This window comes from Streptomyces sp. SCUT-3, assembly GCF_014083985.1.
In the GTDB taxonomy this organism is placed as follows: domain Bacteria; phylum Actinomycetota; class Actinomycetes; order Streptomycetales; family Streptomycetaceae; genus Streptomyces_H; species Streptomyces_H thermolineatus.
In genome coordinates, this window is record NZ_CP046907.1 from 766592 (window position 1) to 791242 (window position 24651).

Sequence of the window (24651 nt, forward strand, 5' to 3'; positions counted from 1 at the left end):
GACACCCTATGTGCAAGGTTCACTTCCGATACACGGCCTAGTTCCAGGGGATGTTGAGCCAGGGGCTTGCCGGGTCGGTGGTGAGGAGGCGGTGGGCGGCGAGCATGTCCTGGTACCACTCCCCGAACTCCTCCTCGTCGAAGTGCAGGCAGCGCCCGAGGACGTACGCGGCGGAGAACTCCTCCCACGAGCGGTAGTTCGTCCGGCTGACGCTGCCGGCCCGGACGACGGCCCGCTCGGCTTCCTGCAGGGTGCAGTAGCGGGCGCCGAGCCCCCAGCGGGCCATCGACACGGCCCGGCCGTAGTCCCACGCCTCCACCGTGCGGACGAACTTCCCCTGCGCCAGCAGTCCGTCGGCGCGGAACCGCGCCTCGTACCGGGCGATGCGGCCGATCAGCCGCTGCACCCCGGCGACTTGCGCCTCCATCTCGGCGTCGCTGCGGTGCCGCGGCACGGTGACCCCCTCGGGGGTGATCCGGGGCTCGGCCGCCGCGGCGGCGTTGCGCCGCAGGATGCGTTCGGCCACCTGCCGCCAGTGCTCCACCTCGACGGCGCCCGCGAAGTCCAGGGCGAGGGAGCGCCGCACCTCGAGGACGAAATCCCAGACGGGGCTGGTCAACCCGGCTTTGAGGAGCAGGTTCTGGACGTGCTGCCAGCCCTCGCGGTCGGTGATCTCCCACCACTCCTCGAGCCGCTTCTTCTCGTGGTTGTAGCCGCCGCCGTGGTAGGCCATGGCGTTCCAGAAATCACCGTTCCTGACGGACAGCAGCGCCCCGCACGCCAGGCCGTGCGCCACCGGCCCGTGCAGCGGGGCACCCACGTACAGGGTGCGGATCCGGCCGCGGGGACGGCCGGACCCGGCGGCCCGGGCGGCGTGCCGGGACCAGACCGCCCGGTGCTCGGGCGCGGTCGGGAAGTACGCCTCGCAGGGGCTGCCGGGGTTGACCACCAGCCACGGCGGGTCGTCCTGCCTCCACGTCCGCGCGTACCAGTCCAGGTCGTTGGCGAGATGGACGACGGCCTCGGCGGGAGCGGGGAGCATGCCCGCGGTGAAGACCGCCAGGCACTGGGACCGGGTCCGGTGGTCCCAGTACGGGTGGAACGCCGTCGTGCCGGGATGGGCGTCGGCGCGTGCGCGGGAGTTGGCCACGAAGAGGTCCGTGCGGGCCAGCACGTCGAAGTAGGCGGCCCAGTCGCCGCGCGTCTTCGCCTCGTACAGTTCCCGCTCGTCGTCGCTCGGCGCCTGCCACGGCACCGCCTGCGTCACCGGGGCGCCCTGCCCGCCCTGCCCGTAACCGTTCTGCCCGTGACTTCCCTGCCCGTGACTTCCCTGCGAGGGCCCGGCGGCAGGCCCCACCCCGTTCCACAAACCCATGCGGGAACTCTACGGAGGATCCGAGGGGCCGTCCGACGGGCCCTTCCGGGAATGCGGCTCCGTCCGTCCCGGGGCCGTCGAGGTCGTTGGTGCGCGCGTGCTGTGCGCGTGCTGCGCGCGACGACCGGCCGCGGCGGGGGTGGGTTCAGGTCCGGCGGCGGGCGTCGAAGCGGGTGGAGCGGGTGGTCATCTTCTCCAGCAGGGCGATGAGCGTCGTCTGCTCGTCCTCGCTGAGGGCGCCCGCCCACTCCTGTTCGCGGACGTTGTGGGCGCTGAAGGCATCGGTGATGGTTTCCCGTCCCCGCTCGGTCAGGCCGAGGTGGACGGCGCGGCCGTCGTGCGGAGCGCGCTCCTTGACGACCAGGCCGTCCCGTTCGAGGGTGCCGACGAGGGCGGAGACCGCCGCGCGGCTCATCCCGGACAGCTCCGCGACCTTCTTCGCCTCCACCTGGCCGGTCAGCCAGATGACGAAGAGGACTCGGAAACCGGGCCAGGACAAGCCGCGCGGCCGGTGGACGGTGGACTCCAGGTCGTAGACCAGCATGTTCGCGGCACGGTGGAGGGTGAGCACCAGGCGCATCGCGCGCCGGTCCACGTCCGGCAGTTCCCGTGCGGTGCGCGTGATCGCGTGGTCCACGAAGGACCAGAAATCGAGATGCCGGGGGTCGGTCTGCTCCTGGGTCACACCTGGAGTGTAGGACGGGCCTCCGGTCCGTCCCCGGCCTCGGCTGCTGCCTCGGCCCCGGCGGCAGCCCCGGTGGCTCCGGTCCCGGCAGCCCCGGTGGCCCCTGCTCCGGCCCCGGTCCCGGCGGCCCGCTGCGGGCCGCGGGTGAGCACGAACAGGCAGCACAGGCTGAACGAGGCGATGGCGACGAGGTAGAGGGTGATGGGCCAGGTCTCCTGGTCGATGCCGTACAGGGCGGTGGCGACGGTGGGGGCGATGCCGCCGCCGAGGATCGCACCGAGCTGGTAACCCAGCGAGCTGCCGCTGTAGCGGAGTTCGGCGGGGAACAGCTCGGAGAAGAGGGCGGCCTGCGGGCCGTAGGTGAAGCCGAGCATGACCGCGGTCAGCACGAGCGCGAGCAGCACCATCGGTGTGGAGGCGGTGTCCACGAGCGGGAAGAGGACCGCCGCGGCGACGAGCAGCCCGACGGAGCCCGCGAGGAAGACCCGGCGGCGGCCGAGCCGGTCGGACAGTGCCGCGCCCCAGGCCGTGGTGGCCAGCCAGACTGCGGCGGCGACGAGAATCAGGGTCAGCATGGTGTTGCGGCTGATGCCGAGCACCGTGGTGCCGTAGGACAGTGTGTACGCCATGAAGACGTAGCCGATCGCGTTGTTGGCGACGAACGTCCCTCCGGCGAGCAGCACGTCCCGCCACTGGTGGCGCAGGACCTCGACGACGGGCAGCCGGGGCGCCTTCTGCTCCGGGGCCGCCTGCCGCGCCGCGGTGAACTCGGGGCTCTCCTCCACCTTGGCCCTGATCACCAGGCCCACCGCGATCAGGACGGAGCTGGCCAGGAACGGGATGCGCCAGCCCCAGTCGGCGAAGGCCTCCGCGCCGAGCCCCTGCGAGGTGGCGAGGAAGACGAGGTTGGCGAGGATCAGGCCGCCGGGCACGCCCATCTGCGGGAAGCTGCCGTAGAAGCCGCGCCGGCCGGCCGGTGCGTGTTCCACCGCCATGAGGACCGCGCCGCTCCATTCACCGCCCACGCCGAGGCCCTGCACGAAGCGCAGGAGCACCAGCAGGACCGGCGCCCAGACGCCGATGGTGCTGTAGGTGGGCAGCAGGCCGATGCCCGTGGTGGCGAGTCCCATCACGGCCAGCGAGAGCACCAGCATCGACTTGCGGCCGACGCGGTCCCCGAAGTGCCCCATGACGATTCCGCCGAGGGGCCGGGCGGCGAAGCCCACGGAGTACGTCGCGAAGGAGGCGAGGGTGCCTGCGGCGGGTGAGAACTGCGGGAAGAACTGGGGGCCGAAGACCAGTGCCGCGGCCATGCCGTAGATGAAGTAGTCGTACCACTCGACGGCGGTGCCGATGAAGCTGGCACCGAGGACGCGGCGCGGGTTCGGCGGGCTCTTCCGGGCAGGTGGAACCGTAGGGGTTCGGGCCATGGTTGTGCTCCTGGAGCAGAGGGCGTGGAACGGGAACCGAGCCGTCCGCCCACGGTTCGACAGGCGGCACAGGGTCCCCGCCCGGGCGCTCCCTGCCGCGAGCTCACAAGCTAAGTGAGCTGGGCCACTCTGACAAGGTTCCGGGAGCAGTTCTGTTCCAGGGGTTCACAGGACCGGCGGGCGGGGGTACCGTCCCCGACTAATCAAAGCTTTGATTAGTTCTGCGGGGCTCCGCTCGGCCGATCGCCGCAGAACACGGCTCTCCCGGCCCGCCCGCCGGGAGAGCCGTTCCCCCCAAGCCCCACCGCGCCCCCACCGCATCCCCACCCGTCCCTTCCGAACAGGTGAGTACACGCATGCCCGCCACCACCGCTCCGGCGCGAGCCGGACTCCCACCGCCCGGCCCCGGCCCCGGCGCCCTGCGCGCCTGCATGTCCCGCTTCGCCACCGGGGTCACCGTGGTGACCTTCGACGACGACGGCCGGCCGCGCGGCGCCACCATGAACTCCTTCACCTCGGTCTCCACCGACCCGCCGCTGGTACTGGTGAGCGTCGCCCGCCGGGCCCGCTGCCACGACCTGCTGCCCGGCCGGCCCTTCTGCGTCAACATCCTCGGGGCCGAGCAGGAGCCGCTGGCCAGGCTGTTCGCCGGGAGCGGCGCGCACACCGAACCCCGTTGGGCGCCCGGGGCCCGGGTGCCCCGCCTGGACAACCCGCTCGCCTGGGTCGAGTGCGAGCCGTGGCGCTCGTACGACGGCGGCGACCACACCCTCGTCCTCGGCCGCGTCACCGACCTCGGCCACCGCGACGGCGACGCCCTGACCTACGCCTGGAGCCGCTTCGGCACCGCGGCCGAGTCCACCGACGGCATCGAGCACCTCATCTGAAGCCGCCGGCCGCACGGCCCCGGCCGATACCTCCCGGCCCCCGGCCGCCCCGGCCTCCCCTCCCCCTCCCATCCGCCCGTCAAGGAGAATCCCCATGGCCGCACGCACCGGCGAAGAGTTCGTCGAGCGACTGTCCCACTCCCGCCCCACCGTGCACATCCAGGGCGAGACGATCACCGGCGGCGTCCAGGACCACCCCGCCTTCCGCAACGTGGTCCGCACCTACGCGGAGCTGTACGACCTGCAGCACTCCCCCGAGCACAAGGACGTCCTCACCTACACCTCGCCCACCTCCGGCGAACCGGTCGGCACCTCCTTCCTCACCCCGAGGACCGCGGACGACCTGGTCAAGCGGCGCGGCGCCTTCAAGGTCTGGGCCGACCACAGCATGGGCATGCTCGGCCGCACCGGCGACTACATGAACAGCTCGCTGATGGCCCTCGCCTCGGCCGCCGACTGGTTCGCCCAGGCCGACCCCGCGTTCGGCGAGAACATCCGCCGCTACTACGAGAAGGTCCGCGAGGAGGACCTCCTGTGCACCCACACGCTGATCCCGCCGCAGGTCAACCGCGCGGTGGCGGGCACGCAGCAGGCCGGCGGCGGACTCGCGGCCCGCATCGTCAAGGAGGACGACAACGGCGTGGTCGTCCGCGGCGCCCGGATGCTGGCCACCATCGCCCCGTTCGCCGACGAGATGCTCGTCTTCCCCTCGACCGTCCTGCGCGGCACGCCCGAGGACAAGCCGTACTCGTACGCCTTCGCCGTGCCCAACGACGCCCCGGGGCTGCGCTACATCGCCCGCGAGCCGCTGGACTACGACCGGCCGCGCCACGACCACCCGCTCGGTTCCCGGTTCGAGGAGTCGGACGCCGTGGTCGTCTTCGACGACGTGCACGTCCCGTACGAGCGCTGCTTCGTGCTCGGCGACCCCGAACTGTGCAACGGCTTCTACGCCCGGACCTCCTCCGTGGTGCACATGACCCACCAGGTGGTCACCCGCACCAGCGCCAAGACCGAGTACGTCCTCGGCCTGGTCTCGCTGCTCACCGAGGCCATCGGCATCGAGCAGTTCCAGCACGTCCAGGAGGACGTCGCCGAGGTCATCGCCACCCTGGAGATGCTGCGGGCCTTCCTGCGCGCCGCCGAGGCCGACGCCGAGGTCAACGAGTACGGCGTGCTCACCCCCGCCTTCGCCCCGCTCAACGCGGCCCGCAACCTCTACCCCAAGCTGTACCAGCGCTTCCCGCAGATCCTGCGCAAGCTCGGCGCCTCCGGGCTGATGGCCACCCCCACCGAGGCCGACCTCACCGGGCCCGCCGCCGCCGACATCGAGGCGTACCTGCAGTCCGCCACGCTCACCGGCTCCGAGCGCGTCAAGCTCTTCCGCCTGGTGTGGGACACCTGCATCTCCGCCTTCTCCAGCCGCCAGGCGCTGTACGAGTACTACTTCTTCGGCGACCCGGTCCGGATGGCCGGCGCCTACGTCAAGGCGTACGACCGCGAACCGTACAAGGCCAGGGTCCGGGCCTTCCTCGACCGCGCCTGAACCGGACCCGCACCGGACCCGAACCGGAGTCGTCATGGCACATCCCCTGGGGAAAACCCCGTCGAAGATCATCGCCGTCCACCTCAACTACCCCAGCCGGGCCCGGGAACGCGGACGGGTCCCGGACCGGCCGTCCTACTTCCTCAAACCCCCCTCCTCGCTGTCCGGCGCCGGGGATCCGATCGTCCGCCCGCGCGGCTGCGAACTCCTCGGCTTCGAGGGGGAGATCGCCCTGGTCGTCGGGGAGCGGGCACGGCGCGTGCGCCCCGAGGACGGCTGGAGCCACGTCCGCTGGGTCACCGCCGCCAACGACGCGGGCGTGTACGACCTGCGCCGCGCCGACCGCGGCTCGAACCTGCGCTCCAAGGGCGCCGACGGCTTCACCCCCGTGGGGCCGCGGCTGCTGGACGCACGCGCCCTCGACCCGGACGCCCTGCGGGTGCGGACCCGGGTCAACGGGGAGCTGGTGCAGGACGACACCAGCGACACCCTCCTGTTCCCCTTCGGGGAGCTGATCGCCGACCTGTCGCGGCTGGTCACCCTGGAGCCGGGCGACGTGATCCTCACCGGCACCCCGGCCGGCGCCTCGGTGGTCTCCCCCGGCGACGTGGTGGAGGTCGAGGTCGACGGATGCGGCCTGACCACGGGCCCGCTGCGCAACCCCGTCGAGGAGGCCGGCCACGACCTGGAGCCGTGGGGCGCCATGCCCGCGGCCGACCCGGCCGAACGCGCCGCCGCGTGGGGGGACGCCCGCCCGCCCGAGCCGCTGCTCGACGCCCGCCTCGCGGAAGGACTGCGGTCGGTGGCCGTCGCCACGCTCAGCGCCCAGCTGCGCAGACGCGGCCTGCTCCACATGAGCATCGACGGCGTGCGCCCCACCCGGCCCGGCGACACGATGGTCGGCGTCGCCCACACCCTGCGCTACCTGCCGCTGCGCGAGGACCTGTTCGAACGCCACGGCAACGGCACGAACGCCCAGAAGCGGGCGGTCGAGGAACTGCGGCCCGGCCACGTCCTGGTGATGGACGCCCGGCGCGACACCAGCGCCGGAACCATCGGCGACATCCTCGCGCTGCGCGCGGCGCGGCGCGGCGCGGCCGGCGTCGTCACCGACGGGGGGCTGCGCGACAGCGCCGCCGTCGCCGCGCTCGACCTGCCCGTCTACCACGGCGGGGAACACCCCTCGGTCCTCGGCAGGCGGCACGTGCCGTGGGACACGGGGGTGCCCGTCGCCTGCGGCGGGGCCCTGGTCCAGCCCGGGGACCTGCTGGTCGGGGACGCGGACGGCGTGGTCGTCGTGCCGCCGCACCTCGCCGCGGAACTCGTCGCCGACTGCCGCGAACAGGAACTGCAGGAGCGGTTCATCACCGAACAGGTCCTGGCCGGGCACGGCATCGACGGCCTCTACCCGCTCGGCCCCGGCTGGCGCGGACCGTACGAGCAATGGCGCGAGCAGCGCACCCGGCACGAGCAGCCCACCCGTCAAGGAGACCCGGCATGAAGTTCCGCAGCGACCCGGCCGCCGTGCGCGGCTCCATCGCCCCCGTCGTAACCCCGTTCACCGACACGGGCGCCGTCGACCACGCATCCCTGCGGGCCCTGGTCCGCTTCCAGCTGGAGTCCGGCTCGCACGGCATCTCGCTGGGCGGCTCGACGGGGGAGCCCGGCGCGCAGACCGCGGCCGAGCGGATCGCGGCGATGCGCGTCGCCGCCGAGGAGATCGCCGACACGGTGCCGTTCCTGCCGGGCACGGGCTCGCACAAGCTCGAGGAGACCCTGGAGATCACGGCCGCCGCGCAGGAACTGGGCGCGGACGCCGCGCTGGTGATCACCCCCTACTACGCGCGGCCCACGCAGGAAGGGCTCTACCGCTGGTACGCCACCGTGGCACGGGAGTTCCCCGACCTGCCCCTGGTGATCTACAACGTGCCCTCGCGCACCGCCGTGGACGTGGCCCCGGAGACGGTGAAGCGGCTGTTCACCGACTTCGACAACATCGTCGGCATCAAGGAGACGACGAAGGACTTCGAGCACTTCTCCCGCGTCCTGCACGCCTGCGGACGCTCGCTGCTCGTCTGGTCCGGCATCGAGCTGCTGTGCCTGCCGCTGCTGGCGCTGGGCGGCGCCGGGTTCGTCAGCGCGGTAGCCAACATCGCGCCGGGCGCGGTGGCCCGGATGTACGAACTGTGGGAGGAGGGCGACTTCGAAGCCGCCCGCGACCTGCACTACCGCCTGCACCCCCTGGTCGACCTGCTCTTCGTCGAGACCAACCCCGCCCCCGCCAAGTGGGTGCTCCACCGGCAGGGCCGCATCGCGTCCGCCCACGTCCGCCCGCCGCTCGCGCCGCCCACCGCGGCGGGAACGGCCCGCATCCGCACGCTGCTCGCCGAGGGCGGCGACCTCACCCACCAGATCTGAGGGACGGCACCATGACACAGAGCACCCCGAGCACCCCGACGGGGCTGCCGGAGCACATCCCGCACTGGATCGGCGGCGAGGAGGTCCCCGGCCACGACGGCCGCACCTTCGACGTCTGCGACCCCGTCTCCAACACCCCCTACGCGCGGGCCGCCGCCGGAGGCCCGCCGGAGATCGACCGGGCCGTGGCCGCCGCCGGGGCCGCATTCCCCGGCTGGGCGGCGCTGTCCCACCGGGAACGCGCCCGCATCCTGTACCGGACGGCCGACGCCGTCGAGGCCCGGCACGAACAGCTCGCGCAGTTCGAGTCCCACGACACCGGCCTGCCGATCGCCCAGGCCAGGGGGCAGGCCCGGCGCGCCGCCGAGAACTTCCGCTACTTCGCGGACGTCGTCGTCGCCCTCGGCGAGGAGGCGTTCCGCCAGGGCGGCGACCAGTTCAGCTACGTGGTGCGCACCCCCGCCGGGGTCGCCGGGCTGATCACCCCGTGGAACACCCCGTTCATGCTGGAGAGCTGGAAGCTCGCCCCGGCCCTGGCCGCCGGCTGCACCGTGGTCCTGAAGCCGGCCGAGTGGACCCCGCTGTCCGCGAGCCTGTGGCCGGAGATCCTCACCGAGGCGGGCGTGCCGGCCGGAGTCGTCAACATCGTGCACGGCACCGGCGAGGAGGCCGGGCAGGCCCTCGTCGACCACCCCGGTGTGCCGCTGCTCTCCTTCACCGGCTCCACCGCGACCGGCCGGCACATCGTCCGCAGCTCCGCACAGCACCTCAAGACGCTGTCGATGGAGCTGGGCGGCAAGTCCCCCGTCGTCGTCTTCGCCGACGCCGACCTCGAAGCCGCCCTGGACTCCGTCGTCTTCGGCGTCTTCTCGCTCAACGGCGAACGCTGCACGGCGGGTTCCCGGGTCCTGGTCGAGCGCCCGGTGTACGAGGAGTTCACCCGGCGCCTCGCCGAGCGGGCCGAGCGGGTCAGGGTCGGCCCGCCGGCCGACCCCGCCACCGAGGTCGGCGCACTGGTCCACCCCGAGCACTACGCCCGCGTGCTCGACTACGTGGACACCGGGAGGAAGGAGGCCCGCCTCGTCGCCGGCGGCACCCGCCCCGCGCACCTGGCGGAGGGCAACTACCTGCAGCCGACGGTCTTCGCCGACGTCGCGCGCGACGCCCGGATCTTCCAGGAGGAGATCTTCGGCCCGGTCGTGGCCGTCGCCCCCTTCGACGACGAGGCCGAGGCGGTCGAGCTGGCCAACGCCACCCAGTACGGCCTGGCCGCCTACGTGTGGACGTCCGACATCAAGCGCGGCCACCGCGTCGCGCACGCCGTCGAGTCCGGCATGGTCTGGATCAACTCCCACAACGTGCGCGACCTGCGCACCCCCTTCGGGGGCGTGAAGGCGTCCGGGCTCGGCCGCGAGGGCGGCGCCCACAGCATCGACTTCTACACCGAGTCGAAGATCGTGCACGTCGCCCTCGGCGACGTGCACACCCCCCGCTTCGGAGGCACCGCATGAGCACCGCGCCCCCCGCCGCGCCCGACGTCGTCCGCTCCGCCTACGCCCGACTCGTCGTCACCGACCTGCCCCGGGCCCGCTGGTTCTGGGTCGACATGCTCGGCTTCCACGTGCAGTACGAGGACGCGGACTCCCTGTACCTGCGCGGCACCGACGACCTGACCCACCACTGTCTGGTGCTGCGCCGGGGCCCGACCGCCGCCCTCGACCACATCGCGTACCGGGTCCGCACCCCCGAGGACGTGGACCGCGCGGAGGAGTTCTTCACCCGGCTGGGCCGGCCCGTGCGCCGCGTCCCGGCGGGCAGCGGCACCCTCGGCGTCGGCGACGCCGTCCGGGTCGTCGACCCCCTCGGCTTCCCGGTGGAGTTCTTCCACGACATCGAACGCGCCGAACGCCTCATCCAGCGCTACGACCTCCGGCACGGCGCGGAGATCGCCCGCCTCGACCACTTCAACCTGTGCACCCCGGACGTCCCGGCCGCGTACGAGCACTACCGCACGCTGGGCTTCGGCTGCTCGGAGACCATCGAGGGCGACGAACACGAGCTGTACGCGGCCTGGATGTACCGCAAGCAGACCGTCCACGACGTGGCCTTCACCGGCGGCGCGGGCCCCCGGCTGCACCACGTCGGAGTCGCCACCCACGAGTCCCACCAGGTCCTGCGCACCGCCGACGTCTTCGGCGCGCTGCGCAAGGAGCACCACATCGAACGCGGCCCGGGACGGCACGGCGTCTCCAACGCGTTCTACCTCTACCTGCGCGACCCGGACGGACACCGGGTGGAGATCTACACCTCCGACTACTACACCGGCGACCCCGACCACGAGACGTACCGCTGGAACGTCCACGACGACCGCCGCCGCGACTTCTGGGGCAACGCGGTCGTCGAGTCCTGGTACAAGGAGGCCGCCCCCGTCCTCGACCTGGACGGCAGACCGCAACCGGTCACCGACACCGTCCTCGACGAGTCCGCCGTAAGGGTCGGCGCCGACGGCCTGGGCTGACGCCGCCACCCCCCGGTGCCGCCCGCTCGACCACAGCCCCCTCGGCCCCTCGGCCCTTCGGCCACCGGGAAGCCCGTCTGCCGCCGCGTTCCGCTGCGCGGCGGCAGACGGGCTTCCCGCGCGTCCTCACCGGAACCCCGGCAGAGCGGTCCGCCCCACAGTCCCCTCCCCGGACCGCTCCCCCGCCGCCGAAGCGTCGACCACACCTTGCTCTGCGGCCGCGGCCCGCGTTTAACCATTGGTGCCCGCGGCGCCGGTTGCGCCAGCCTGGGGCCATGCCCCAGAAGACCCCGGACCGAGAGCCGGTCCTTCAGGAACTGCACGCCTCCCTCGGGCGGCGCAGGCGCCCCGAGGACGTCGCCCGGCTCGTCCTGCAACTGCTCGACGAGGGACCGGGCGGCGGCCCGCCGCTCGACGGCCGCACCCGGCGAGCACTGGAGAAGGCGGCCCGCGGCTCCCTGCAGAACCTGTGGCACGGCTACACCTCGATGCTGGAGGACTTCACGCGGCCCGTCGGCGCCCAGCGCCAACTCGCCCGGGCCGCCGAGCTGTTCCCCTCCCTGCCCGAGCTGCCCGATTCGGCCGGTGACGACCCCGAGCAGATCGAGGCCGCGATCCGGACCGCCGGGCAGGAGATCGCCAAGCGCTTCGGAGCGAGCGACTTCCTCAGCGACCGGCTCAACCGGGCGCAGCGCAAGGAGGTCGGCCTGGGAGAGATGTCCAAGCGGCAGTACAACAAGCGGTTCCGGCTGCTGCGCCGCATGGAGGCGGACCTGGCGCAGCTCCTCACCGAGCAGCGCAAGCTCGAGGTGACGGTGATCGGAAAGAGCGGCCTCGCCTCCCGTCTGCTGTACGAGGAGTTCGCGGCCGACCCCGGCACCGCGGCCTTCGTCGCCTACCTCACCGCGCGCGCCAACCTGCGCAGCGAGTTCACGGTCTCCGGGCAGCAGCGCCCCTACGACGAGGTGGCGCACGCCCTCTTCCGGCGGCTGCGCAACGATCCCGCCCGCACCAACTGGTACGCGGTCGCGCACGTCCACCCGACCACCGAAGTACTCGACCGCTTGACGGACGGGCAGCGCGGCCGGCTGCTCGCGTTCTGGTACCGCTTCCTGCTGGACGTCGCCGAACTGCTCGAGACCGCGTGGAAGCGGCAGCCGCTGGACCGGTCCACGATGATCGTGCGCCGCGGCGACGACTCCACGAGCTGGAACCAGGCCGCCCGCGCCTGGACCAAGGCCCGCGCCAACTGGTTCGCGCTGCTGCACGCCATGGGCGCCGAGGAGGTCGCCGAGCGACTGTGCCCCGGCAAGGTGCTGCTCCTGGTCGCCGCCGACGTGGCCGCCTGGCACCGGCAGACCGGCGGCGGCCTCCACCCGGACACCGGGGTGTGGGCCGACCTGCCGCTGCCGTGGCAGGTGCTGCGCGGCGAGACCGGCTGCCCCCGGTCGCTCGTCGAGGAGGTGTGCCAGCGCCACGGCGTCGACCCGGTCGCGGGAGGCTGGACCGAGCCGCGCAAGGCCGTGCGGCCCGCGCCCTTCCGGCCCACCCCCGAACTCGTGCACGGCGTGGAGGTCGGAGACCCGCTGCTGGCCTCCGTCCTGCGCTCGGCCGGCTTCTTCTCCGGCAGGCCCCCGCGCCCCGCGGCGCAGGAACTCGCACCCGACCGAGGCGCCTGACGACCGGGGCCGCCCCGGGTACCTGTGTGCCCGAGACTGCCCGGCTCCGCGAGCCGCGCAGAGGCCGGCCGGGTCTACCGCCCCGCGCCCAATCCGGTTGACCGGCAACGGCCCCCACCGACAGGATCGGGGCACCGACGAGGAAGCTCAGTGGTGGAGCTCCCGGCTCTTTAACCGGGTGGACGCAGGTTCGAGCCCTGCCCTCGTCGGGGCGCCGTACGGGCGTCGGGAAGCTCAGTGGTGGAGCGCCCGGCTCGAGACCGGGTGGACGCAGGTTCGAGCCCTGCCCCGACCGCCCGTACGGCACCGCGGAGAGGTCTCGAGGTGCATCCGAGCGCCCGGGCATGCCCGGGTCGGCCAGGTGGCGGCACCTGGGCAGAACTCAGACGAGGAGCCGGATCGCGGGAGCTTCTTTGCTGGTGGCGAGCGGACGGTCGCAGTGGCTGCAGATCTCGTGCAGCGGCCTGCTCACGTTGGTCTGGATGCCGAACGCTCCGTCCTGCCGGGCCCGGGGGCAGTAGTACCCGAGATACAGACGGACCCATGGGGGGCACGACAGTGCGGTGGCCGTCCGGTCGCGCTTCTCGTCGTGGAACGGTGCCCACCAGTAATCAACGACGGCCCGCAGTGTCGTCCGCTCCCGCTCGTCGGTGACGTCGAACGCGGCGATGCGGGCCGCGGTGGGGTGCTCGGGGTACTTCTCGTCCGCGGAGCACAGAGCTTGCTCCTGCCCGTATCGGAAAAAGGTGGTGCGACCGGTGCGTTGGCAGACGAAGCAGTCCAGGCTCAGCTCCAGCCTCTCCTGCCAGTGCACGTTGTGGAAGCCCTCACCTGTCGGGAGGCCGGACAGTTGAACGGTGATCTCAACGCTTCTCAGCATCGTGCGATCATTCCAGACCGCCGCCGAGGGGTTGTGTCGCACAACCGTGCACGTATGCCCTCCGCGCCCACCGAACAGCGGGTTGCGTCCGAGAGTGCTTCCCACCCCTGGTCCGCTCCCCGGACGGCCTCGGTCCGTTCCCGGGCACTCCGGCTCCCGTCGCAGGCGCTCAGAAGGTCCTGTCACCAGGGTGAAGCCTTCCGGCGGCCTCAAGATCAGCGGGCAGGGCGCTCAGCCGAGGAGGAGCCCTCAGCTCGTCGAGAACGACGACATGCAGCATCTCGCCGATCCGCTGAAGGAGGGCGTCCCGCTACTGCTCGGGAAGCCTCGCGTCGAAGGAGCAGTCCTCGTATCCGTCCTCCGCAGAGATGCCGACTGGGTTGAGTGGCCTATCTCGTCTCACCTCTGGCACTGAGCTCTTTCAGAGTGGCCGCTGATCGGGTGACCGGCCGGCGTCCCGCAACGCACGAGGCTCCTGTGCCGTTGAGAGAGGTGTTCGACGTCTCAACTCATCAGCCCAGGAGCCTCGTTGGTTCCCTATCCTGCCTCACTCGACCTGCCTCACGCCCTGGTCGAGTGGGTAACCATGCTCATCGTCACCCGTGAGGGTGACCGCCGCTGCAAGCTCCGGCCGCATCAGCGTGCTCTCGTCGCCCTGATCTACCTCCGCCGGCACGACCCGCTCACGTACATCGCCGCCGGCTTCGGCATATCCGTCGGCACCGCCCACGCCTACGTCACCGCCGTCGTCGGCCACCTCGCCCGCCGGGCGCCCGGACTGCTGCGGGTCCTGCGGGAAGCCGATCCCGATCACGTCCTGCTCGACGGAACGCTCGCCGAGTGCGACCGGGTCGGCGACAGCCGGGCCGACTTCTCCCAGAAGCACCGCCGCCACGGCGTGAACGTGCAGGTCGTCGCTGATCCCGCGGGCAAGCTGCTGTGGATCTCGCCCGCCCTGCCCGGCCGCACCCACGACCTGACCGCGGCCCGCACCCACCGCATCATCCGGATCTGCGAACGCCAAGGCGTGCCCGTCCTCGCCGACCGCGCCTACATCGGCGCCGGCTCCTGGGTGACCACACCGATCAGACGCCTTCCGCACCAGGACCTCACCGCGACCCAGCGGACGATCAACCGGGCCCTGTCGGCGGCACGAGCACCCGTCGAACGGAGTGTCGCGCGACTGAAGTCCTGGCGCATCTTCCGCAGAGCTCGCTGCAGTCCCAACCGCATGACCGCCATCGCCGCCGCCATCCTCACCCTGGAGAGGCAACGCTGAAAGAGCTCCTTACCTTCTTGGCGGGCCGGTTCCGCTCATTCGTACGATCGGGAGGCCCAGGGGTGCCGGGTGTGGCTCAAAAAGCTCATGCCGATCGTGTGGCTTTCAGTGATTGGCCGCCCGGCGCCCCGCGACGACACGGCCACTCATTGGGATGCGCGAACCTCATCGCTTCGTAAGGACACGTCGGCGTGGTCGTCTGCCGGGACCAGGAACACGGATCCTCGAGGAGGCACGAGTGCCGCAACTGTGGGCAGGAACGGACGCGGGCAAGAGCGAGCATCACTGCACGGTGATCGACGCCGAGGGCGAGCGAAGGCTGTCGCGACGGGTGGCCAACGACGAGACGACTCTGCTCGAGCTGATCGGTGAGGTCCTCGGGTTGAGCGAGGGCGAGCCGGTGACCTGGGCCATCGATCTGAACGCAGGCGGTGCCGCACTGCTGATCGCCCTGCTGGCCGCCCACGGGCAGAAAGTCCTCTACATCCCGGGCCGGACCGTCCACCACGCCTCCGGCTCCTACCGGGGCGACGGCAAGACCGACGCCAAGGACGCCTACGTCATCGCCGACCAGGCCCGCATGCGCCGTGACCTGCACCCTCTGCAGGAACAGGACGAGATCGCCGTCGACCTGCGGATCCTCACCGCCCGCCGCTACGACCTGGCCGCCGACCGCACCCGCGCGATCAACCGGCTGCGCGCCCAGCTCCTGGAGTACTTCCCCGCCCTGGAACGCGCATTCAACTACAGCACCTCCAAGGCCGCGCTCGTCCTGCTCACCGGCTACCAGACGCCGACCGCCCTGCGCCGGACCGGCCAGTCCCGCCTGACCGGCTGGCTGGCGAACCGCAAGGTGCGCAACGCCCAGGCGGTGGCGGTCACCGCGCTGGAGGCGGCGCGGGCCCAGCACACGGTGATTCCCGGCGAGAGGACCGCGGCGGCCATGGTCCGCACCCTGGCCGCCGCGGTGATGGCCCTGGACAAGGAGATCGCCCGCACCGACGCGCTGATCGAGGAGCGGTTCCGCGAGCACGCGCACGCTGCGGCGATCACCAGCATGCCGGGCATGGGCAGCCTCCTCGGTGCCGAGTTCATCGCCTGCACCGGCGGGAACCTGGACGCCATCGGCAGCTCCGGCCGCCTGGCCGGCATCGCCGGCCTGGCCCCGGTGCCCAAGGACTCCGGCCGCATCAGCGGCAACATGCGCCGGCCCCGCCGCTACCACCGCCGTCTTCTGCGCGTCTTCTACCTGTCGGCCCAGGTCGCCGCCCGGTGCTGTCCGGCCTCCAGGGCCTTCTACGAACGCAAGAGGAACGAGGGCAAGTCGCACAAGCAGGCCGTCCTCGCCCTCGCCCGGCGCCGCCTCGACGTCCTGTGGGCCCTCATCCGCGACCAGCGGACCTTCACCGCCGAGCCGCCTCGACGCGGCCTTGCCGCGGCATAAAACGGTCACCGTCCGCTACCGCAGCCCTTGACAAACCTGATTGGGAATCACTGAGCTTGTCCAGAAGAAAGCATAAATTTCCCTTGATTTCCGCAAACACCCGCCGGCCCACGAGCGCCTATTCACATTGGATCCGACCCGGAGCGCAACCACAGGGGCCGGCGACGTCCACGTCACAGTTCTCCGGTGCTCGACAGGAACGCCCGACAGAGCGCGCTGCCGATTCCCGGAAAAATCCCGCAAACCGTATCCGCCGCCTTACGTCGTTCCGTACGCCTCCGGGACGGAGTTAAGAACATCCCACACGGCTAGGCCATCCGCTCCCGCTCCGGTGAGGGTGACCTTCCCGGAGTGCACGGTGTCCAACTGGTCGACTTGCTTCCCGTACCACTCGATGCCGTCCAGAATGAGCGTGGCCGCTGCGGACTGCGATCGACCTTGCAGGGCGAGGCGCTGGAACACCATACCCAGATGTGCCGTCCCCTCGATGCAGCGCACCACACACACGGCCGTACTGTCCGCCCCGCCGGAACCGCCCGGCACCACAGACTCGATGGAAAGGATACTCAGGGTCACCTTCTCAGACACGTCGACTGGCCTCCTCGATGAATTGCTCGATCTGCCCGGGAGTGAGCTTGGGGATATCGTATTCAAGGAGTGGATCAATATCCCCATTGCCTATCTTGCGCGGCACGTGGATACCCATCTCGGAGAGGATCTCCCGAGCAACGGATGACGGCACTTGTAGGGACGCACGGGAAGAGAGTTCCCCAGGGCTCAGCTCGACAGGCCACTCTGCCTCCCTCGCGATGTACCCCTGATGGACCGGGACCCCATCCAGTGCGCCGCGCGGATAGACCTCGACCACCGCATCACCGAACCGCTCAGCCTGCGTCGCGAACACGGTGGCGACACCCGGATCAGACGATGTCGGTGTGATGCCGTGGCGCTGCACACCAGGGCTTCCTTCAAACCCTCTGGTGGTCCCGCGGAATAGGTGCGGAGTACAGGGAGAGAGGCCAAGTGGATCTACCCGCGTGTGGGGGTTGTGGACGTAGGTGGTGGGGCTGGGGGCGGGGGTGAGGCCGAGGGGGTCGGGGGTGAGGTAGCGGGCGGTTTCGGGGTCGTAGTGGCGGAAGTAGTTGTGGTGGAGGCCGGTTTCGGGGTCGAAGTACTGGCCGGGGAAGCGTAAGGGGGTGTAGGCGGTGGCGGTGCGGTTCCAGACGGTGGTGCCCCACAGGGTGGTGCGGGTGCGCCAGGCGATCTCGCCGTCCTCGTCGACGAGTTCGGTGGGGGTGCCGACCAGGTCGATGACGATCGCGTAGAAGCGGGAGTCGATCTCGTCCTGGGGGGCGGTGGCGGCGTCCGTGCCCGGGCCGGGGTCAGGGCCGTTGCCGGGGGCGTGTTCGGGGCCACGGCCCAAGGCGGCGGGGCCGGTTTTGCGTTCGGTCTGGGTGAGGGGGCGCAGGCCCTGGTGGTCCCAGGTGAGGGTGGTGGCGGGGCGCGCAGGAACGTGCCCAGCGTCGAGGGCGCGCGCATCCCGCCGAACAGCCGGCCCGTCGCCCCGGTGCGCAGCCGGCCGGTGTCGTCGATGGAGTCGGCCCCGCGCACATCGCCGCCACCAGGGTCATCGCCTTCGCCTCCGGGTTCGCCCGGCACTGTTCGCGGCACCGTCGATCCGCACAGTGTCGCCGACCAGGCCCGGCAGGCCCAGCCGTTCGGCGAGCCGGACCAGCGGCACCAGCCCCGCGTCCGCGATCAGGTTCGGCTCGTCGAAAGCGGCCGAGACCGCCGCGGGGGCGTGAGAGGATTGCACTTGAGAGATACCTTGCTGATCGTGCTCGACGGAACCCTAGAAAAGTCCCATCACCGCAGGTCACAAGGCATCTCTTCGTTACGGCCTCCCTCCAGCACCGAGGTCAACCGGTGGATTCGGGCTCAACCGTCACAATGATCATTTCGTTGAGAAAACCTCGCTGTGCGGGATTCTGGACGTGTTCGTCGTCGGCAGTAACTCCGATGCTCCAGACACGGCGGATCAGCCTCGATCGTTCATGAGTATCCGTCAGTAAACTGACGGATACTCATGAACGATCGAGACTGGGGGCGATCACCGAGAGAACATGTTCATCCAGAACAAGATTCGCTCCTCTTGCGTATCCGCGAGGAACATCTCGTATCCCCCCGCGTCTCCAGTTACCCCAATCATTGTCAATTCGTCATCCGGTGATTCTTCTAAGAATGACACCAGTCGCTGGGTCTGTTCCCTCAGGGCCGATCCTTCCTGGGTTCTGTCCAAACGGCGGCGGTAAGAACGAAGAAGGTCCGCCCGGGTGACGGCTCCGGTTTGAACATTCCACCCTTTCCCTGCCGCTCGCATGACGTCCTCTGGGCACTTTCCATCCCGAACCGCCACGGTAAGCAGCTCCTCTAGCCTGGTCTTCTCCATGGTCCTCCGTTGATGCTGACTTCAGCGCCGCGCACTGGCCCGCGGATCGTGACTTCACCTTCATCGTAGGGGTAGGAGATGCCCGGAACACGGGAGTAACCAGGTCCATCTCCGTTTGGAATACGCAAGACCACACCAGGCCCGTTCCCTCGATAGCTCTCCTCCAGCGCCATACCCTCATAGTCCGTAGTCCACGAAGTGAACTCACTGTTGGTGTTTCCGCCAGCATGAAGCTGTGGGTCGGAGTGGCCGCCAAGAGGTTCAGCCCACCCTTGCAGTGCGTTCTGATACATCCGTTGCCACTCTTCGGGACTATGCTGATCGGCATAACCGACGCCTCGATAGAGATACGGCTCCTCTTCGGGATCCCAACTTCCTCCGTTCTCACATGGTGTGAGCCCCAGCGGGTCGGTCCAGGTGTGGGGGTTGTGGACGTAGGTGGTGGGGTTAGGAGCGGGGGTGAGGCCGAGGAGGTCGGGGGTGAGGTAGCGGGCGGTTTCGGGGTCGTAGTGGCGGAAGTAGTTGTGGTGGAGGCCGGTTTCGGGGTCGAAGTACTGGCCGGGGAAGCGTAAGGGGGTGTAGGCGGTGGCGGTGCGGTTCCAGACGGTGGTGCCCCACAGGGTGGTGCGGGTGCGCCAGGCGATCTCGCCGTCCTCGTCGACGAGTTCGGTGGGGGTGCCGACCAGGTCGGTGACGATGGCGTAGAAGCGGGAGTCGATCTCAGCCTGGGAGGCGGTCGCGGCGGGAGCGGGCACGCCCGGGTCGGCGGCGGGGTCGGGGGCGTGTTCGGGGCCACGGCCCAAGGCGGCGGGGCCGGTTTTGCGTTCGGTCTGGGTGAGGGGGCGCAGGCCCTGGTGGTCCCAGGTGAGGGTGGTGGCGGGGCGGTCGGTGCCGGGGGTGTGGGTGGTCTGTTCGGCGAGGGTGGTGCCGTCCCAGGTGAAGTCGGTCTGCTCGGTGACGGTCTCGCCGTCGGGGGCGAGGCGCTGTTTGGCGATGCGGCGGCCCAGGGGGTCGTACAGGTAGCGCCAGACGGTGCCGTCGGGGGTGGTGCAGGTGGTGAGGCGGTCCTCGGCGTCCCAGGTGTAGCGCCAGGTGTCGGGCCTGCGGGACAGGCGGGTCTTCTGGCGCAGGGTGACGCGTCCGGCGGTGTCGTGCTCGTAGCGGACGCCGCCCGCGGTGCGGATGCGGGTGCCGGTGTAGGTGCGGGGGCCGACGGCCTCCTGGCCGGGCATGCCGGCGGGCCAGGCCGCCTGGGTCTGGTTGCCGGCCTCGTCGTAGGCGTAGGTCTCGGTCCAGCCGGCGGCGTGGACTGCGGTGACGCGGCCCGCTGCGTCGAGGTCGAAGCGGCGGGCGCCGTTGAGCTGATCGTCGACGCCGACGAGGTTGCCGTCGGCACGGTAGGTGTAGGCGCGGTGCTGGAGGCGGCGGTCGGCGGGGCCGGTGAGTTCCTGCTTGGTGAGGCGGCCCAGGGGGTCGAAGGCCTGGGTGAGGGTGAGTGCGTCGCCGATGTGGCGGGCGAGTTCGCGGCCGGCGGCGTCGTGGGTGAAGGTGAGGGTGCGGCCGGAGGTGGTCAGTGCGGTGCGATTGCCGGCCGCGTCGTACGTCCAGGTGCTGGTGGCGCCGGTGGGGGTGGTGCGGGCGGTGCGGCGGCCGAGGGTGTCGTAGGCGTGGGTGAGGGTGCGGCCGTTGACGGTTTCGGCGACCGGGCGGCCGAGCGCGTCGCGCTGCACGGTCAGGACGGCGTCGGGGCCGGTCGCCCGGAGGAGGGCCCCGGCCGGGTCGTGGTCGAAGGTGGTGACGGCCCCGGCGGCGTCCTTGCGGACGGTGCGGCCGAGGAGGTCCCGCTCGAAGCGGACGGTCTCGCCGGTGGGGGTGGTGCGGGCGGTGAGCTGCCCGGCGGCGTCGTGCTCGTAGGTGACCGTGCGGTCGTCGAAGTCGGTCTCGGCGACGAGGCGTCCGGCCGGGTCGTAGGTGTAGGTCCAGGTCAGGCCCTGGGGGTTGGTGACCTTGGTGAGGCGCAGCTCGGTGTCGTGCTCGAAGGCGTACCGGACGCCGTCGGGGCCGGTGCGGGCGGCGAGCAGGTCGAAGTGGGTGTACTCGAAGCGGGTGACGGCGCCCGCGGCGTCGGTGTGGCTGGTGCAGTTGCCCTCGCCGTCGTAGGTCCAGCTCTGGGTGGTGCCGTCGGGGGCGGTGCGGCGGGCGAGCCTGCCCTCGACCGTCCACTCCAGGCGGGTGACGGCGCCGAGCGGGTCGGTGACGGTGACCGGGCGGCCGAAGGCGTCGCGCTCGTAGCGGGTGACGGCGCCGAGGGGGTCGGTGATCTCCACGGGCAGGCCGGCCGCGTTGCAGCGGATCGAGATGGTGGCGCCGAGCGCGTCGGTGACGGACGCGAGGTGGCCGGTGTCGTCGTAGGTGAAGCGGGTGGTGGCTCCGGTGGGGTCGGTGACGGCGGTGCGGTTGCCGTGCTCGTCGAAGTACTGGACGGTCCGCGTGCCGTCGGGCCCGGTGACGGAGACGGGCAGGCCCTGGTGGTTGTAGCCGATGCTGGTGTAGCGGCCGTCGGGCCGGACGATCATCACCGGGCGGCTGCAGCCGTCGTAGACGTAACCGACCGTGCGGCCGAGGGGGTCGGTGACGGTCAGCGGGCGGTCGCGGTCGTCGCGGGTGGTGCGGGTGGTGGAGCCGTCCGGGGCGGTCTCGGCGACCACCTGAAGGCGGTCGTTGACCAAGTAGCGGGTGGTGTGGCCGAGGGAGTCGGTGCGGGTGGTGACCTTGTGGCCGGTCGCCGGGTCGGTGCCGTCGTAGGTGTAGGCGTTGCGCAGGTGGCCGGCTTCGCCGGTCTGGTGGACGCAGCGGTCCCGGTCGTCGTAGGCGTAGGTGTAGGACGAGCCGTTGGTGTCGGTCCAGGCGGTGATCCGGCCCGTCGCGTCGTTGGTGTAGCGGGTGGGGACGCCGGAGGAGTTGGTGACGGCGGCCAGGTGGCCGTGCTCGTCGTAGCCGAAGCGGCGGATTTCCCGGTCGCCGCCGTCGGCCGCGGCACCGGCCAGGTGCAGGGCGGTGATCCGGTCGCCCTCGGTGGTGATCCGCAGGTGGTAGCCGGCCGAGTGGACGATGCCGGTGGGGGCGCCCCGGTCGTCGTAGGTGAAGGTGAGCCACTGGGTGGAGCGGTCGGTGATCTGCTCCAGCAGGGCGATGCCGTCGCCGTCGCCGCCGGGGGCCGCGAAGTGCCAATTGCGGCCGGTCTCGGGGTCGGTGACGGTGTAGTCGCCGTACTCGTCGACGGTCAGCGGGTGCCGGTCGCCGTCCAGGGGCAGGACGGGCACGCCGGGCGCCGGGTGCGGGTAGGCGAGCAGCGAGCCGTCCTCGCGGACGAGGACGACGCCCTCCGCGTCGATCTCCAGGCGCTGGTCGGCGGTGGAGGCCCAGGTGGGGCCGAACCAGCGGCCGGTGCGGTAGGAGGACTCGAAGCAGCGGGAGAAGACCAGGGGCAGCACGGCGGGCAGGGTGAGGTCCGTCTGCGGGAGCGACATGCGGCCGGTGGCCATGTCGATCGGGTCGCCGCCGAAGAGCCTGCACCGCCACTTGCGGGCGAAGTCGCGGATCGAGGAGGCGATGCTCCTGCGGGCGGCGCCCGTCGCAGCGCCGCGGGCGGCACCGCGGGCCGCGCCCCGGGCGAGCCCGCCGGCGCCCTTGCCGCCGATGAGGTTGGAGGCGAGGAAGCCCAATGCGTCGCCGGGGTCGCTGCTCCAGCCGCTGCCGAGGACCGCCATGGGCAGGCGCTCGGGGTGGGCGGCGGTGCTCACCAGTCCGGCCAGCAGCATGGACTGGTTCTTCATCCACTCGCCGGGATGGGTGAGGTTGTAGGGGTCCATCGGGTTGAACGTGCGGATCATCTTGAGCAGTTCCGCGCCGCCCTTGAGGAAGCCGCCGGCCATGTGGAAGGTGTTGAGCTGCATGCCGACGAAGGCGTCCGTGGCGTTGGCGCCGAGGCGGTCGGTGAACTCCGGTTTGGGCGGGGCCTTGTCCAGGGCGGCCCGCACCTTGGCCTGCGCGTCGCGGGCGGCGCCGGTGCGCTGGCGGCGCGCCTCGGCGAGGAGCGCCTCGGCCTCCTCGCGGCCGGCGGTCCCGGGGTCGGTGAACCTGCCCGGCTCGGTGGGCTTGGGGCCGGGGTCCTTGCCGGCCTGCGCCTCCCGGTTGTACGTGTCGGCGGCCTTGTTGTAGGCGTCGACCTTGGCGTTGTGCGCGTCGGCGGCCTGTTTGCTGGCCTGCTGGGCCCTGTTCCAGGTGTCGATCGCGGTCTGCGCCTGGCCCTGGGCCCAGCGCACCGTGTCCGCGTAGGCGTCCAGGGCGCGGGCGGCCTCCTCGCAGGCGTCGGACGCCTTCAGCCACTCCTTGGGCTGGACGTCGAACTTGTCGCGGAAGGAGTCGGCGGCCCTGCCCTGCCAGGTGCTGGCGTCCAAGGACTTCATCCCCTGGCCGACGTTCTCGAAGGCCCGCTGGAAGTCGCGCAGGTGCTTGGCACGCGACTCGATCGCCTCCGGGCTGCCGTGGAGCAGTTCCTTGGGGTCGTCGCTCTCGCCGAGCTGCCGTTCCCGGACGTCGCCGCCCAGGCGGTTGCTGACGCCCTCGCCGAAGTCGCGGACGCCCTCCGCCAGGCTGTCGGCGCCGAGCCTCGACAGTCCGTCGGCCGCCTTGTCCGCGGTCCGGTCGACGGCCTCGCCGACGTTCCGCTTCGCCGACTCGACGGCGCCCTCGAGACTGTTCCCGAGCGAGTTGACCGTGTCGCCGAAGCCCATCAGCGCCCACCGCCCCCGTGCGCCCCGGTGCCCGGGCTCCCTGCCACGCCCTGCCCCTTGCCGGCCTGCGCGTCCGCGCCCTGGGCGCCCCCGCCCGGCACGTCCGCGACCGGCACGTCCGCGGGGGCCTCGCCCCCGGCCTGCGGCGGTCCGCTCCACTGCCATTCGGTGTCGGGGTCGAACAGCGCGTCGGGGGTGACCGTCGACGACTGGACGTCCTGCCAGGTCTGCTGCCAGGCCTGGGCGACCTCGGGCGCACCCTGCATGACGGACTCCGGGCTGTAGTCGGGATTCGCCATGTGGGAGAAGGAGTTGTCCTTCAAGGTCTCCTCCCAGGAGCGGCCCTCGATCTCCTCCTTGGACAGGTACGGGTTGCCCGCCGCGACCGTCCACACGCCCTTGAGGGTGTTCGAGGCGTACTGCTCCTGCTCGTGGTAGAGCCCCGCCGAGAGGTTGAGCCGGCCCGCGAACTCGTTGGCGTCCTGCATCAGGGAGCGCACGCCCCAGCCCCACCGGTCGCAGAAGTCGGCGAAGGTCTGCCGCAGGCCGGAGTCGCCCACCTCCAGGTCCGCCAGCTCCAGGTCGTCGAAGCCGCGCCCCAGGTTCGCCTCGATGTCGAAGCCCAGTTCCTTCAGCTCCGACATGGCCTGGTTGATGCCCTTGGTGATCCGGGCCAGCGCCTCCGGATCGACCCTGTAGCTGTCGCCGCTCACGCGCCCGCCCCCCGGATGCCCGCGTTCCGTGCGCCCGCGTCCGCGCCTTGTGCGTCCGGTGCCGCCCCGCCCGTGTCCGGTTCCGTCCCGCCGGTGTCCGGTTCCGTTCCGCCCGGGTCCAGTACAGCCCCGTCCGGCACGATGCCCGTCACCGGCGGCAGCACCATGCCGGCCGGGCTGCCCGCGTCCACCGCGATGCCGGTCGGCCCTCCGGTGCGCGGGGCCACCTGGTCGAGCAGCCGCGCGCCGTGCACGGGGACGCGGTCGGGGACGGCCTCGCCGCGGGCCTGGGCGAACCGCTCCAGCGCCGCGTCGTCGGTGAAGGCGAACAGCCAGCGGACATCGCCCGTCCGCGTGGACAGCAGTGACCCGTCGACCACCGGCACCAGCACCTCGCTGCGCCGGAACTCCCCCACCAGCGCACGCAGATCGCCCTGCCCGGTCGCTGCCAGGTCCGCCAGCCGCAGCCTCAACGCCTCGGCACTCACACCGGCCACCCCCGTAGTCCGTTGCTGCTCTTCGCACAAGCAGCTGACCACACTAGTCAGGTGA

The 24651-nt window shown here is 71.5% G+C and carries 18 protein-coding genes, 2 tRNA genes and 1 pseudogene; 11 read left to right on the forward strand and 10 right to left on the reverse strand.

Features of this window, described 5'->3' with window-relative positions:
- Positions 1-37: 37 nt before the first annotated feature.
- From GQS52_RS03385 to GQS52_RS03395, 3 genes are all read right to left on the reverse strand, one after another.
- The gene (locus GQS52_RS03385; RefSeq protein ID WP_259370547.1) at positions 38-1267 is read right to left on the reverse strand and encodes a DUF1266 domain-containing protein; all 1230 of its coding nucleotides are present in this window, start codon (positions 1265-1267) and stop codon (positions 38-40) included.
- 253 nt (positions 1268-1520) lie between these two features.
- Entirely contained in the window at positions 1521-2060 is a 540-nt protein-coding gene (locus tag GQS52_RS03390) for a MarR family winged helix-turn-helix transcriptional regulator (protein ID WP_259370548.1), read from the reverse strand.
- Positions 2057-3490 carry an MFS transporter gene (locus GQS52_RS03395; RefSeq protein WP_182311592.1) on the reverse strand — a complete coding sequence of 478 codons (1434 nt, stop codon included), beginning with the start codon at positions 3488-3490 and terminating at the stop codon, positions 2057-2059. The genes GQS52_RS03390 and GQS52_RS03395 overlap by 4 nt, the downstream gene beginning before the upstream one ends.
- A gap of 356 nt (positions 3491-3846) precedes the next feature.
- Between GQS52_RS03395 and GQS52_RS03400 the strand changes: the two genes are divergently transcribed.
- From GQS52_RS03400 to GQS52_RS03440, 9 genes are all read left to right on the forward strand, one after another.
- Positions 3847-4377, forward strand: coding sequence for a flavin reductase family protein (locus GQS52_RS03400; protein WP_182311593.1), 531 nt, complete (start codon positions 3847-3849; stop codon positions 4375-4377).
- Positions 4378-4471: 94 nt separating this feature from the next.
- Positions 4472-5923, forward strand: coding sequence for a 4-hydroxyphenylacetate 3-monooxygenase, oxygenase component (gene hpaB / locus GQS52_RS03405; protein ID WP_182311594.1), 1452 nt, complete (start codon positions 4472-4474; stop codon positions 5921-5923).
- Positions 5924-5957: 34 nt separating this feature from the next.
- The gene (locus tag GQS52_RS03410) at positions 5958-7424 is read left to right on the forward strand and encodes a fumarylacetoacetate hydrolase family protein (RefSeq protein WP_182311595.1); all 1467 of its coding nucleotides are present in this window, start codon (positions 5958-5960) and stop codon (positions 7422-7424) included.
- Positions 7421-8341 carry a 4-hydroxy-tetrahydrodipicolinate synthase gene (dapA, locus tag GQS52_RS03415; protein WP_182311596.1) on the forward strand — a complete coding sequence of 307 codons (921 nt, stop codon included), beginning with the start codon at positions 7421-7423 and terminating at the stop codon, positions 8339-8341. Before GQS52_RS03410 ends, dapA begins: the two co-directional genes overlap by 4 nt.
- Positions 8342-8352: 11 nt before the next feature.
- The gene (gene hpaE, locus GQS52_RS03420) at positions 8353-9852 is read left to right on the forward strand and encodes a 5-carboxymethyl-2-hydroxymuconate semialdehyde dehydrogenase (RefSeq protein ID WP_182311597.1); all 1500 of its coding nucleotides are present in this window, start codon (positions 8353-8355) and stop codon (positions 9850-9852) included.
- On the forward strand, positions 9849-10859 hold the full coding sequence (gene hpaD / locus GQS52_RS03425) for a 3,4-dihydroxyphenylacetate 2,3-dioxygenase (RefSeq protein WP_182311598.1): 1011 nt from the start codon (positions 9849-9851) through the stop codon (positions 10857-10859). Before hpaE ends, hpaD begins: the two co-directional genes overlap by 4 nt.
- A gap of 275 nt (positions 10860-11134) precedes the next feature.
- Positions 11135-12538, forward strand: coding sequence for a hypothetical protein (locus tag GQS52_RS03430; RefSeq protein WP_182311599.1), 1404 nt, complete (start codon positions 11135-11137; stop codon positions 12536-12538).
- Positions 12539-12674: 136 nt separating this feature from the next.
- Positions 12675-12747, forward strand: a tRNA-Lys gene (locus GQS52_RS03435).
- A gap of 15 nt (positions 12748-12762) precedes the next feature.
- Positions 12763-12833, forward strand: a tRNA-Ser gene (locus tag GQS52_RS03440).
- Positions 12834-12920: 87 nt separating this feature from the next.
- Here the strand turns inward: GQS52_RS03440 and GQS52_RS03445 are convergent.
- Entirely contained in the window at positions 12921-13418 is a 498-nt protein-coding gene (locus GQS52_RS03445) for a hypothetical protein (protein ID WP_182311600.1), read from the reverse strand.
- A gap of 529 nt (positions 13419-13947) precedes the next feature.
- Between GQS52_RS03445 and GQS52_RS03450 the strand changes: the two genes are divergently transcribed.
- Positions 13948-14697: a transposase family protein gene (locus GQS52_RS03450; RefSeq protein ID WP_182311601.1), complete on the forward strand. Its 750-nt coding sequence runs from the start codon at positions 13948-13950 to the stop codon at positions 14695-14697.
- A gap of 238 nt (positions 14698-14935) precedes the next feature.
- Positions 14936-16141, forward strand: coding sequence for an IS110 family transposase (locus tag GQS52_RS03455; protein WP_182311602.1), 1206 nt, complete (start codon positions 14936-14938; stop codon positions 16139-16141).
- 258 nt (positions 16142-16399) lie between these two features.
- Here the strand turns inward: GQS52_RS03455 and GQS52_RS03460 are convergent, their stop codons facing one another.
- From GQS52_RS03460 to GQS52_RS03485, 6 genes and pseudogenes are all read right to left on the reverse strand, one after another.
- Positions 16400-16729, reverse strand: coding sequence for a hypothetical protein (locus tag GQS52_RS03460; RefSeq protein ID WP_182311603.1), 330 nt, complete (start codon positions 16727-16729; stop codon positions 16400-16402).
- Positions 16722-17633, reverse strand: a pseudogene (locus tag GQS52_RS27345) (RHS repeat-associated core domain-containing protein); the annotation flags it as partial. The pseudogene GQS52_RS27345 and the gene GQS52_RS03460, both read right to left, overlap by 8 nt.
- A gap of 135 nt (positions 17634-17768) precedes the next feature.
- Positions 17769-17957, reverse strand: a complete 189-nt coding sequence (locus GQS52_RS03470) for a hypothetical protein (protein ID WP_182311604.1) — start codon at positions 17955-17957, stop codon at positions 17769-17771.
- Between the two features lie 614 nt (positions 17958-18571).
- Positions 18572-23386: a putative T7SS-secreted protein gene (locus GQS52_RS03475; RefSeq protein WP_182311605.1), complete on the reverse strand. Its 4815-nt coding sequence runs from the start codon at positions 23384-23386 to the stop codon at positions 18572-18574.
- Positions 23386-24099: a hypothetical protein gene (locus tag GQS52_RS03480; RefSeq protein WP_182311606.1), complete on the reverse strand. Its 714-nt coding sequence runs from the start codon at positions 24097-24099 to the stop codon at positions 23386-23388. Before GQS52_RS03480 ends, GQS52_RS03475 begins: the two co-directional genes overlap by 1 nt.
- Positions 24096-24596, reverse strand: a complete 501-nt coding sequence (locus tag GQS52_RS03485) for an SseB family protein (RefSeq protein WP_259370549.1) — start codon at positions 24594-24596, stop codon at positions 24096-24098. Before GQS52_RS03485 ends, GQS52_RS03480 begins: the two co-directional genes overlap by 4 nt.
- Positions 24597-24651 lie beyond the last annotated feature (55 nt).